Source organism: Streptomyces kronopolitis (assembly GCF_050953795.1).
Lineage (GTDB): Bacteria > Actinomycetota > Actinomycetes > Streptomycetales > Streptomycetaceae > Streptomyces > Streptomyces kronopolitis_A.
The window spans coordinates 4,221,405-4,234,017 of sequence record NZ_CP191850.1; the positions used below are offsets into that span (position 1 = coordinate 4,221,405).

The following is a 12,613-nucleotide window of genomic DNA, read 5'->3' on the forward strand; positions in this document are numbered from 1 at the left end:
ATCTATCAACGGTCCACTTTCTCACCTGAGCCGGACGGGTCGGAGCTTTCCGAACCGGTGTCCGGCGTGGGGTCACTCGGCTGCTCGGGCTGGTCGCCGTCCGTGCCGCCGTTGTCGCCGTCCGTGCCTGAATCGCCGTCGGTGCCGTCTCCGTCGGTCCCGTCCTCGGCCCGCCGGCCGGCTGCCCGCTTGCGCTGGAGGTAGATCCGGACGCCGGCGAGGACGAGCAGCAGCACGCCGCCCGCGATGACGAGCATCACCGTCGCGGTGATCTCCGTGACGTTCACCTGGAACGTCATGGGCTCACCGTAGGGCTTTCCGTCCGAGGTGTAGAGCTGGGCGGTCACCCAGGCCCGGCCGTTCGCGTTCGCGGTGGTGTCGAACTTGAAGGACTGGCTGTGTCCGCCGTCCACCGTGATCGTCTGCGTCTTCCCCGCGTCCAGTCGGTTGGGCTGCGAGGAGGTCAGCTTCAGCTTCATGTCCCGGACGCCCTGGACCAGGTTGTTCTGGACCGTCACCGGAATCGTGGCGCTGCGCCCGGAGAGCGTGGCCTCCGACTTCTGGATCAGGTGCACCTTCTTGGTCAGGCCGTCGAGGTAGCTGCGCACCGAGTGGCGGAACGCCTTGGCACCGGTGGGGTTGCCCCGCCACTGCGTCGACATCTCCCGCATTATGGCGTTGCCGAACGGCGTCACCACGCGCTCCGGGTGGGCCAGGATCACCTGGTAGTCGTCCAGCGCGTCCTGGGTGCCCTGGATCTGCCGGAAGGCATCCGTGGGGAGCTCCTGGCGGCGCAGCGAGGACGGGTAGGAGTTGCCGCTCGGGACGTGGCGGGTGGCCGCGCGGTCGGGCTTGGCCTTGGCGGCGCCGCTGAGGCTCAGCGGCTGGGTCCAGCGGCCGGACTGCTTGAGGTCCCGCAGCGCCGTGGCCATCGCCTGGGCCTGGCTGACCGTGGGCATGCGCTGCGGCGCGACGACGATGCTGCGCTGCCGGCCGGGGTCCTCCAGGTTGATCATCTCGGTCTGGGCGAGGAACTCCTGGACCGCGTGGGCGGTGTTTCCCGCCTTCGACATATCGCCTTCGAAGGCCCGCGAGAGCTGGGCGTCCGCGACGACGGCGGTATTGCCGCCGCCGATGGGCCGGGCGGCCGTCGGGGTGTAGGACAGCCCGCCGGCCTCGCGCAGGCTGTCGCTGCGGGTGATCACGTTGTGTGCGCCGGCCGAGGTCGCGACGTCGACGATGGAGGAGTCGATGGCGCCGTCGACGGGCCAGGCGAAGTCCGTGCGCGGTTTGACGCCGAGGATCGTGTCCACGGTCTTGTCGGCGAGATCGGTGGCCGGCCCGAGGTGGCTGAGCGCGCTGGGCACGCCCTTGCCGTGGTGGGCCAGGGATGCCAGGTCGGGGTCGGCGAAGGGCAGTGCGACCACCTGGTGCGTCTTGGCCGCTTCCTCGAGCTCGTGCAGCCACTGCTTGGCGACCGCCTGGTTCTTGCCCATGGGCCCGTCCGGCCCGTTCACCCGGTACGACTTGGTCATCGCGTCGACCGTCGCGAGCAGGTCGGGATCGATGACGAAGGTCACCGGGAGGTTCTTGGCGAGCGAGACCATCTGCTGCAGCCGGCCACCGGGCGCCAGCTCGGCGGCGAGGTCGTCATCGCGGAAGACCGGCGTCTGCTGGGCGTCGGCGTCGGTCTCCGCGGTGAGGTGCGTGGAGGAGATCAGCGGCCACATGTACGTGAGCTGCGTCTTCTTCGCGCTGTCGGACTCCTGCCAGGGGAGGAACGTCCGGTCGAAACCGAGGACCTGCCCGTACGGCGCGGACGCGGAGCGTCCTGACAGAGAGATACCGAGCTGGTACACCCCGTCCTTGCTGAGGTCGAGATCCTTGACCGGGACGCTGAGGCTGAAGGGCTGGCTGACGCCTGGCTCCAGCTTGTCGATCTTCTCCGTGTGGCCCTTGACCGCTTCGCCGTCCGCGCCCGCCAGATAGCCGGTGCGGCGGGACAGGCTCTCGATGGAGCTGCGGCCGCCGATCGCGCTGCCGCGGTGCATGGCGACCTTGGCGTCGGTGATCGTGCTGCGGCCGTCGTTGATCAGCGTGCCGGAGACGGTGACCGTGTCGTCCCCGGACGGCGTGGGCGGGGACATGGAGTCGATCGTCACATCGACCGTGCGGGAGCCGGTGGGGGCTGCCTGAGCGGTGGAAGCGTGCGGCACCTGGAGCAGCCCCACGACAAGGAGCACTCCGGTGAGCAGTGTCACAGTCCTTCGCAGCCATCGACCACGCGGCCGTTCAGTCGCCTGGAACCCTGCCGCCTCGGCCACGCGCTCGCCCGTCCCTCGTCGTCGTCTGTGGTCGTTCGGAATGTGCGTCCACGAATGGTAACGAGGTGCGCCGGGCCGGAGTGCCAGGGACTGCTCCACATGATGGCGGCGCAGAGGGCGGTCCGCCCCGCCTGTCCCCTTTATTACGTGACGCCTGGGGGCTGCGCGGCCACGTACCCTGTTTTGTTGTGCCGAACGCCAACAATGATCACCCCGCCCCGCTCTCCGAGCGGACCCCGCAGTCGACGAACGCGCTGAACCACGTCCAGCGCCGTGCCGTGAGCGAGCTGCTGCGGGTGTCCCCCGTCGCGGATGACCTGGCCCGTCGATTCCAGGAGGCCGGGTTCACGCTTGCCCTGGTCGGCGGCTCGGTCCGGGACGCGCTGCTGGGCCGGCTCGGCAATGACCTCGACTTCACCACCGATGCCCGCCCCGAGGACGTCCTCAAGATCGTCCGGCCCTGGGCCGACGCGGTCTGGGAAGTCGGTATCGCCTTCGGGACGGTCGGCTGCAAGAAGGACACGTTCGACATCGAGGTCACGACCTACCGCTCGGAGGCATACGACCGCACTTCCCGCAAGCCGGAGGTGTCGTACGGGGACTCCATCGAGCAGGATCTGGCCCGCCGGGACTTCACGGTGAACGCCATGGCGGTGCTGCTGCCGCAGAAGGAGTTCGTCGACCCGCACGACGGTCTGGAGGACCTGGCGGCCCGCGTGCTGCGGACGCCGGGGACGCCGCAGGAGTCGTTCTCCGACGATCCGCTGCGGATGATGCGTGCGGCCCGCTTCGCCGCCCAGCTGGACTTCGAGGTCGCTCCCGAGGTCATCGCCGCCATGAAGGCGATGTCGGACCGCATCGAGATCGTCTCCGCGGAGCGTGTGCGGGACGAGCTGAACAAGCTGATCCTTGCGCCGCATCCGCGCGAGGGGCTGCGGCTGCTCGTCGAATCGGGCCTGGCCGACCAGGTGCTGCCCGAGCTGCCCGCGCTGCGGCTGGAGAGTGACGAGCATCACCGCCACAAGGACGTCTACGAGCATTCGCTGACGGTCCTGGAGCAGGCGATCGACCTCGAGGAGAACGGTCCCGATCTTGTGCTGCGGCTGGCGGCCCTGCTGCACGACATCGGCAAGCCCAGGACGCGGCGCTTCGAGCAGGACGGCCGGGTCTCCTTCCACCACCACGAGGTGGTGGGAGCGAAGATGACCAAGAAGCGGATGACCGCGCTGAAGTATTCCAACGACATGATCAAGGACGTCTCGCGGCTGGTGGAGCTCCACCTGCGCTTCCACGGCTACGGGACGGGCGAGTGGACGGACTCCGCGGTCCGCCGGTACGTGCGGGATGCCGGCCCGCAGTTGGAGCGGCTGCACAAGCTCACGCGCTCGGACTGCACCACCCGCAACAAGCGCAAGGCCGGTGCCCTGTCCCGTGCCTACGACGGGCTCGAGGAGCGCATCGCGCGGCTGCAGGAACAGGAAGAGCTGGAAGCGATCCGACCGGATCTCGACGGCAACGAGATCATGAAGATCCTGGGCATTCGCCCGGGGCCCGAGGTCGGCAAGGCGTACCAGCAGATGCTGGAGCTCCGGCTGGAGCACGGCCCCATGGACCGTGAGGCGGCCATCGCCGCGTTGAAGGAATGGTGGGCCACCCAGAGCTGAAGTTTCACGTGAAACGCGCGGTCGGTCCACGGCCATGTTTCACGTGAAACGAGGAGAGGAGCGGTGTTTCACGTGAAACACCGCTCCTCGTCTTTCCGGCGCCAGGCCGGTTACTTCGCGGCGGTCAGGCAGAGCACCATGGCGGTGTCGGCACGCCGGCGACGGTGCGTTTCCTTGACGTAGGCCGGCTGACCCGCGGGGCACACCGAGGTGTCCGTGGTGCCGTTGTGCACGGCGGTCACCTTGTACTGGGCCTTCGAGGTCCCGCAGTCCACCACCTCGAGGCCGTCATCGAGCGAGCTGCTGGACTTGTGCACGCAGTCGCCGACCTCGGCGGACTCCGCGTCATCCATGCTGCTGATCCACGCGACTGCGATGACGATCAGCCCGATGACGAGCCCGATGCCCCGCAGGACGGTCCGGGCGGAACGCTTGGCGGGCCGCGGCGGCGGTACGGGAGGTCCGCCCTGCATGAACGGCTGCTGCGGGGCCAAGGGGTAACCGGGCTGCGGCTGCTGTCCGTAGGGAGCCTGCGGCTGCGTGGGGTGGCCGTAGCCACCCTGCGGCGGACCGTAGGAAGGGTGCGGCGCCGGCGCCTGCGGATAGGGACTCTGCCCGTAGGGCGGCTGTCCATAGGGCTGCTGACCGTATGGCGCCTGGCCGTACGGATGCGCGCCCTGATGAGGCGGCGTGGTCATGGGATCCCCCGGTTTTGGTGCGTCAGACGCGTGTAGGACGCCCGTAAGGTATCCGGTCCGCAGTCCCTGCCGCAGAGGCCGAGGCGTTCACCGCACCGGGGAGGGCCTCTCACCCCGGCCGAAGCGGACAACCATCACGGCCACCAGCGCGTACAGCACGGTCACCACGCCCAGCAGCGCGACGGACCGTCCGTCCGGAGGCAGCATGAGCGCGGCGACGGCGGCGGCGCCGACGAAGGCGACGTTGAACAGGACGTCGTACAGGGCGAAGACCCGGCCACGGAAGGCGTCGTCCACGGACGACTGGACGATGGTGTCCGTCGAGATCTTGGTCCCCTGGGTGCTGAGGCCGAGCACGAACGCGGCCGCCAGCATCGGGCCCGGCGTGAAGAACAGCCCCAGGGTCGGGACCAGCACGGCGCCCAGGGCGGCACAGCAGACGATCCAGCCGAACGCGGTGAGCCGTGTGACGGCCCAGGGCGTGACGACAGCGGCGGCGAAGAACCCCCCGCCGGACACCGCGAGGGTGATCCCGAGCAGTGCCAGGCCCTCGGACGCGGTGTCGGACCAGGAGTACCGGCACAGCATCAGCACCATGACCGTCAGGGCCCCGTAGCAGAACCGGATCAGGGTCATCGCGGTCAGCGCACGCGCCGCGGTGCGCCGCTCGGCGAGATGGCGCAGCCCTTCCGCAAGACCGCGCACCGTGCTCAACAGGGCTTCCCGCAGGTGGGGTTGGAGGCGTGCGTCATCCGGTCCGAGCAGTTGCGGTGTCATCCGCAGTGAGGTGAGGGCCGAACAGAAGTAGAGGGCCGCGGCGAGGAGTACGACGAACGCGTCCACGTCCGAGCCCGCCAGTCGGATGGCGAAGGCGAGCCCGCCGCCGGCCGTCGCGGCGAGCGTCCCGGCGGTGGGGGCGAGGGAGTTGGCCATGACCAGCTGCTGCTCACCGTTGACCACTCGGGGGAGCGCGGCCGAGAGACCGGCCAGGACGAAGCGGTTCACGGCCGTCACGGACAGGGCCGAGGCGTAGAACAGCCAGTCCGGGACCTCCGACGCGACCAGCCCCGCGGTCACCATGGCCAGCACGGTCCGCAGCAGGTTGCCGTACAGCAGGACCTGACGGCGGCGCCAGCGGTCGAGGAGGACACCGGTGAACGGCCCGAGGAGCGAGTACGGCAGCAGCAGGATCGCCATGGCGGAGGCGATGGCCGCGGGCGAGGCCTGTTTCTCGGGCGAGAAGACGACGAACGTCGCCAGGGCGACCTGGAACACCCCGTCGGCCGCCTGGGACAGGAGCCGTGCGGCGAGGAGCGAACGGAAGTCGCGTAGCCGGAGTAAGACGGACAGGGCGCGCACCGCATGCATGAGGCACAGCCTCACACAGCCCGCAGGCCCCCGGGTGGAATACCCGGGGGCCTGCGGGGGAGCGGCGTGGGGCGTCTCAGCGCTCGACCTCACCGTTGATGAACTTCTCGACGTTCTCCCGTGCCTCGTCGTCGAAGTACTGCACCGGCGGCGACTTCATGAAGTACGAGGACGCGGAGAGGATCGGGCCACCGATGCCCCGGTCCTTGGCGATCTTCGCGGCGCGCAGGGCGTCGATGATGACACCCGCGGAGTTCGGGGAGTCCCACACCTCGAGCTTGTACTCCAGGTTCAGCGGAACGTCACCGAAGGCGCGGCCCTCGAGCCGGACGTAGGCCCACTTGCGGTCGTCCAGCCAGGCCACGTAGTCCGAGGGGCCGATGTGGACGTTGTCCTCGCCCAGCTCACGGTCCCGGATCTGGGAGGTGACGGCCTGCGTCTTGGAGATCTTCTTGGACTCCAGGCGCTCGCGCTCGAGCATGTTCTTGAAGTCCATGTTGCCGCCGACGTTCAGCTGCATCGTGCGGTCCAGGATGACGCCCCGGTCCTCGAAGAGCTTGGCCATCACGCGGTGCGTGATCGTGGCACCGACCTGCGACTTGATGTCGTCACCGACGATCGGGACGCCGGCCTCGGTGAACTTGTCCGCCCACTCCTTGGTGCCGGCGATGAACACCGGGAGGGCGTTGACGAAGGCGACCTTGGCGTCGAGGGCGCACTGCGCGTAGAACTTCGCCGCGTCCTCGGAGCCGACGGGGAGGTAGCAGACCAGGACGTCGACCTGCTTGTCCTTGAGGACCTGGACGACGTCGACCGGGGCCTCGGTGGACTCCTCGATGGTCTGGCGGTAGTACTTGCCCAGGCCGTCGTGGGTGTGGCCGCGCTGGACCGTCACGCCGGCATTCGGCACGTCGCAGATCTTGATGGTGTTGTTCTCGCTGGCGCCGATGGCATCCGCGAGGTCGAGCCCGACCTTCTTGGCGTCGACGTCGAAGGCGGCCACGAACTCGACGTCACGCACGTGGTAGTCGCCGAACTGCACGTGCATGAGGCCGGGCACGCGGCTCTTCGGGTCGGCGTCCTTGTAGTACTCGACGCCCTGTACCAGCGAGGCGGCGCAGTTGCCCACGCCGACGATGGCTACGCGAACCGAACCCATTCCGGTTGCTCCCTGTGATCTCGATGAGGCTCCGCACGACGGAACCTCATGTGGTGGTGTCATCGGACGGATCCGGCCGGGTACCACCCCGGTGCCGGGGCAGGCCGCCCGTATCTCCTGACTGGTGGTTGCGCTCCTGTGCTGCGGAACCCGGTGCGCGCTGATCGCGCCCGGCACGCTCACTTTCGATGAGCTCGTTCAGCCAGCGGACTTCGCGCTCCACGGACTCCATGCCGTGCCGCTGCAGCTCGAGGGTGTAGTCGTCCAGCCGCTCGCGGGACCTGGCCAGGGAGGTGCGCATCCGCTCGAGGCGCTCCTCCAGGCGGCTGCGGCGGCCTTCCAGCACGCGCATCCGCACGTCCCGCGACGTCTGGCCGAAAAAGGCGAAGCGGACGCCGAAGTGTTCGTCCTCCCAGGCGTCCGGCCCGGAGTGCGCGAGCAGCTCCTCGAAGTGCTCTTTGCCCGCTGCGGTCAATCGGTAGACGATCTTGGCTCGGCGCCCTGTCAGGGCCGCGGCCGGTACGCCCTCCGCAGCGCCCTCGGTCTCCTCGATGAGCCAGCCGTTGGCGACCAGCGCCTTGAGGCAGGGGTAGAGGGTGCCGTAGCTGAACGCACGGAAGACCCCGAGCGACGTGTTGAGCCGTTTCCGCAGCTCGTAGCCGTGCATCGGGGATTCGCGGAGCAGGCCGAGGACGGCGAACTCAAGGATGCCGGAACGTCTGCTCATCCTCCGCCTCCCTGGTCTGTGCGTTCTTTATGTCGCGCTGATGTATCGACTCGATACATCCAGACGATAGAACGGCCGCCGGGGCGGAACAAGAGGGGGGATGGTGAACGGCGTCACATCACCGATTCGTGCTACTCAACCTGACTGATTTGGAGTGAATTTCAACACTGGGCAGGTTTTGGTCGTGCGTAGTCTGTGCGGCATGCAGACTGCCGGGAACCGTGGGCCTATATCTGACGTCCCCGTCCTCGGTGTAGTGCGGCTCGAACCTAGGAGCGAGCCGCACATCCGGGGGGACCTGAAGACAACTGCCGCCTTCAGGCGACGAGATAGCGCGCCTGCCCGAGGAGTATTCGTTCCATGAGCGAGCACCGTCGCAAACCGCCACAGCCGCAGAGTGGCGGACGTGCCGCGGCCCGACGCGCCGCACAGCAGCCACCGGGGCGCCGAGGCGCCCCTTCGCGTGGCTCGGCTGTCAGTTCTGCCTCTCCCTCCGAGTCATACGGTCCCGAGCCGCGGCAGGGCGGGCGTGCCGAGGCCCGCAGAGCCGCCCAGCGTGGGCGTCGAAGGGCGTCCGAGGCCTCCGATTCGGCCTCCGGTGACGGTGGCGGCGGCCGTGGCCGCGGTGGCGGAGGCCGGCGCGGTGGCGGCGGCGGTGGCCCCGAGGGCCGCGGTCGCGGTGGCGGGAAGCCGGCCAAGAAGCGACTGATCGACTACCCGCGTGCGCACCGCACCGGGTGGCAGCGCTTCGTGCCGTCCTGGAAGCAGGTCGCCAGCCTGAGCGTCGGCTTCATAGGGCTGATCGTCGGCGTTTCCGGAGTCGCGCTGGCCGTGGTGCAGGTTCCCGACGAGAGCCTGGCCGCCAAATCGCAGAACAATGTCTATCTCTGGGCCAATGGCAAGGTCATGGCGCGTGACGGAGAGACGAACCGGCAGAACGTCACGATCAATGAAATTCCGCGTTCGATGCAGAATGCGGCGATCTCTGCGGAAAATGCCTCGTTCCGCACGGACTCGGGTGTGGACCCGATGGGTATCGCGCGTGCCGTGTTCAACATGGCCAAGGGCGGCGAGACCCAGGGCGGATCGACGATCACGCAGCAGTATGTGAAGAACGCGATGCTGAGCCAGCAGCAGACCCTGGACCGCAAGTTCAAGGAACTGTTCATCGCGATCAAGGTCGGCTGGTCGAAGAACAAGGACCAGATCCTCCAGGGATACCTCAACACCAGCTACTACGGCCGCGGCGCCTACGGCATCCAGGCGGCGGCTCAGGCGTACTACGGCGTGGACGCCGACAAGCTGAAGCCGGACCAGAGCGCCTTCCTGGCCACCGTGCTCAAGGGCGCGGACCTGTACGACCCCGCGGGCGGTACCAGCCCGGGGGCCACCCGGGCGGCGAACACCAAGCGTGCCGAGGCGCGCTGGTCCTGGATCCTCGACCGCGAGGTCGACAACCACCTCATGTCGAAGGCGCAGCGGGACTCCTACCGCGGGAAGTTCCCCAAGCCGAAGCTGCCGAAGCCGGTCGCCAGCAAGAGCGGCCAGATCGGCTACATGATGGACACCTCGAAGAAGTACGTGCTCAAGCACTCCGGGCTCAGTGAGGCGCAGTTCGACAAGGGCGGCTACACGATCCGGACGACCTTCGACGAGAAGCGGACCAACCAGCTCGAGACCGCGGTCAAGAAGGTCGACAAGCGGTACATCGATCCCAAGAAGCGCGCGAAGGACAAATACGTCCAGTTCGGTGGGGCCTCGGTGGTACCGGGAGACGGCAAGATCGTCGCCCTGTACGGCGGTGAGGGCTACGACAAGGGCCACTTCAGCAACAACGCCGACACCTTCGGTGTGCCGGTCGGCTCGACCTGGAAGCCGTTCGTGCTCGCGGCGTCGATGAAGTACGGAACGGCCAAGAGCGAGGGCCAGCCGATCTCACCGGACAGCCGGTACAACGGCGATGACCACCTCAAGGTGAAGGACGCGCAAGGCAACTTCGTCCGGAAGCGGGACAACTCGGTCTTCTACCAGGAGAACGAGAGCAACCACCCCTGGGGCTACATCCCCTTGACCAAGGCGATGGAGCAGTCCGTCAACACCCCGTTCGTGCAGCTCGGCATGGATGTCGGGATGAGCAAGGTCCGGGACATGGCTCAGGCGGCGGGCATCGCGCCGGCCAGCTTCGACAAGAACCTGAACCCGTCGTTCGCACTGGGCACCTCCACGCCGAGCGCGATCCGGATGGCCGACGCCTATGCCACGTTCGCCGCTTCGGGGACGAAGGTCGAGCCGTATTCGGTGACCAAGGTGACGTTCGAGGGCGAGGACCTGAAGGGCTTCGACAAGCCCACGCCCGAGACCGGCATGGATTCCAACATCGCCAACAACGTGACCAAGGTGCTGAAGAACGTCATCCAGAACGGCACCGCGAAGGAAGCCAGGCGGCTGGGCATGCCGGCCGCGGGCAAGACCGGTACCACCGACGAGAACAAGTCGGCCTGGTTCGTCGGCTACACCAAGCAGCTGTCGACGTCCGTCACGATGTTCCGTGAGGACGCCCAGAACCCGCGTCAGCTGTCCATGAACGGCGTCGGTGGCTTCGACTCGATCCATGGTGGTGCGCTGCCCACCGAGGTGTGGACCGAGTACATGCTGCAGGCGATGAAGGGCGTCACGCCGGTGGACTTCCAGCCCGCCACGCCCATCGGGGACCGGGTGGACGAGGAGGGCATGCCGACTCCGACGCCGACCCCCACGCCGTCGGACACGCCGTCGAGCTCTCCGTCGGGGACGCCCAGCAAGTCCGCTCCCCCGACGAACTCTCCCAGCCCCAGCCCCTCGGACTCCTGCTCTCCCTGGGACATCAACTGCAAGAACAGCGGTGGCGCCGGTAACGGCGGCGGAGGCAATGGAGGCGCCAACGGTGGGCCCGGCGGACCGGGCGGCGGCACCGGAGGCACCAGTCCGACGCCCGACCCGACGGACGCGACCGGCGGCGGCTGGTTCGGCGGCCCGACCGGTTGATGAGCACCGACCGTTTCACGTGAAACGCTGAAGGTTTCACGTGAAACACCGGGAGCCACGAAGCCCCCGCCCGGATTGTCCGGGCGGGGGCTTCGCCGTCTTCGCCACAAGGTCGTACGGCAGGATGGGGCCATGACGAGCGTGCGACGGGACGAGTCGGTGCGGCCGACGGAGCGGGATGAGGTGGCGGCGGCCGGCAGCGAGCTGATCGGAGGACCGATCGGCCGGCACGCACTGCTCGGAACGAGTTGGCTGACACCGGTACGGGTCATCGCGCTGGTCGCCCTCGGTATGTTCGCGCTCGGTATGGTGCAGAAGCTCCCCTGCTACAACGGCGGCTGGTTCTTCGGCGCCACGAGCCAGTACACCCACGCCTGCTACTCCGACATCCCCCACCTCTATGCGGGGCGGGGCTTCGCCGATGGGCTGATCCCGTACTTCGACCGGCTGCCGGGCGACATGGAGTATCTCGAGTACCCGGTGCTCACCGGTCTCTTCATGGAGGTCGCCTCCTGGATGACCCCGCACTCGGGCGGCATCCAGCAGCGCGAACAGATCTACTGGCTGGTCAACGCCGGCATGCTGATGATCTGCGCCGTCGTGGTCGCCGTATGCGTGACCCGCACCCACCGGCGGCGTCCCTGGGACGGCCTCCTCGTCGCTCTGGCGCCCGCCGCCGCCCTCACCGCCACCATCAACTGGGACCTGCTGGCGATCGCCCTGACTGCCGCGGGAATGCTGATGTGGTCCCGCAGCCGCCCGCTGGCGGCCGGTGTCCTCCTCGGGCTGGCCACCGCGGCGAAGCTGTATCCCGTGCTGCTGCTGGGCCCCCTGCTGGTGCTGTGCTGGCGTGCGGGAGCCTGGCGCGCGTACCGGAAGGTGGCGACCGGCGCCGTGGTGTCGTGGCTGGTGGTGAACCTCCCGGTGATGATCACGCACGACGCCACGGGATTCCACATCCGGGAGGGCTGGGCGAAGTTCTACACGTTCAGCCAGGAACGGCCCATCGACTTCGGCTCGGTCTGGCTGCTGATCTCGCAGCGCACCGGGAACCCCCTGGAGAACGCCAATACCTACGCCACGCTGCTGATGATCCTCGGCTGCGCCGGCATCGGCCTGCTGACCCTCCACGCGCCGCGCCGGCCGCGCTTCGCCCAGCTGGCGTTCCTGGTCGTCGCGCTGTTCATCCTCACCAACAAGGTCTACTCGCCGCAGTACGTCCTGTGGCTGATCCCGCTCGCCGCGCTGGCCCGGCCGCGCTGGCGGGACTTCCTGATCTGGCAGGCCTGCGAGGTCATGTACTTCCTGGGGATCTGGATGTACCTCGCCTACACGGGCAACGGCGACAAGCACCAGGGGCTCCCCACGGAGGGGTACCAACTGGCCATCGTCCTGCACCTGTTGGGCACGCTCTACCTGTGTGCCGTGGTCGTACGGGACATCTGGCTGCCGGAGCGCGATGTGGTCCGCAGGGACGGGGACGACGACCCCTCGGGCGGCGTCCTGGACCGCAGCGCCGATGCCTTCGTGCTCGGGAGGACACACCAGCAGCCCCGGCACGCGGTGCACTTCGAGGCGGCGCCACGGGTGCGCTGGGGCGCCGTACGGGAGTGAGCCGGAAGCCGGCCGAACAGCGTGCCAAGGGCCCG

8 protein-coding genes are annotated in these 12,613 nt (G+C 68.3%); 3 read left to right on the forward strand and 5 right to left on the reverse strand.

Annotation, left to right across the window (positions count from 1 at the left end):
• Positions 1-5 precede the first annotated feature (5 nt).
• The gene (locus ACQP17_RS18605) at positions 6-2,261 is read right to left on the reverse strand and encodes a DUF6049 family protein (RefSeq protein ID WP_433857283.1); all 2,256 of its coding nucleotides are present in this window, start codon (positions 2,259-2,261) and stop codon (positions 6-8) included.
• A gap of 251 nt (positions 2,262-2,512) precedes the next feature.
• On the opposite strand from ACQP17_RS18605, the gene ACQP17_RS18610 reads away from it, so the two are divergent.
• A complete protein-coding gene (locus ACQP17_RS18610; RefSeq protein ID WP_433857284.1) occupies positions 2,513-3,988 on the forward strand; it encodes a CCA tRNA nucleotidyltransferase in 1,476 nt (491 codons plus the stop codon).
• Positions 3,989-4,098: 110 nt separating this feature from the next.
• Here ACQP17_RS18610 and ACQP17_RS18615 read toward each other — a convergent pair whose 3' ends face one another.
• From ACQP17_RS18615 to ACQP17_RS18630, 4 genes are all read right to left on the reverse strand, one after another.
• Positions 4,099-4,686, reverse strand: a complete 588-nt coding sequence (locus tag ACQP17_RS18615) for an LppU/SCO3897 family protein (protein WP_433857285.1) — start codon at positions 4,684-4,686, stop codon at positions 4,099-4,101.
• An 87-nt stretch (positions 4,687-4,773) separates the two neighbouring features.
• Positions 4,774-6,054, reverse strand: coding sequence for an MFS transporter (locus tag ACQP17_RS18620; RefSeq protein WP_433857286.1), 1,281 nt, complete (start codon positions 6,052-6,054; stop codon positions 4,774-4,776).
• A gap of 76 nt (positions 6,055-6,130) precedes the next feature.
• A complete protein-coding gene (locus ACQP17_RS18625) occupies positions 6,131-7,213 on the reverse strand; it encodes an inositol-3-phosphate synthase (RefSeq protein ID WP_433857287.1) in 1,083 nt (360 codons plus the stop codon).
• Positions 7,214-7,259: 46 nt separating this feature from the next.
• A complete protein-coding gene (locus tag ACQP17_RS18630; protein WP_364873449.1) occupies positions 7,260-7,940 on the reverse strand; it encodes a PadR family transcriptional regulator in 681 nt (226 codons plus the stop codon).
• Positions 7,941-8,300: 360 nt separating this feature from the next.
• Between ACQP17_RS18630 and ACQP17_RS18635 the strand changes: the two genes are divergently transcribed.
• Complete coding sequence (locus tag ACQP17_RS18635; RefSeq protein ID WP_433857288.1) at positions 8,301-10,964, forward strand: transglycosylase domain-containing protein; 2,664 nt, start codon at positions 8,301-8,303, stop codon at positions 10,962-10,964.
• A gap of 132 nt (positions 10,965-11,096) precedes the next feature.
• The gene (locus ACQP17_RS18640) at positions 11,097-12,578 is read left to right on the forward strand and encodes a glycosyltransferase family 87 protein (RefSeq protein WP_433857289.1); all 1,482 of its coding nucleotides are present in this window, start codon (positions 11,097-11,099) and stop codon (positions 12,576-12,578) included.
• The last annotated feature ends 35 nt before the right edge of the window (positions 12,579-12,613 follow it).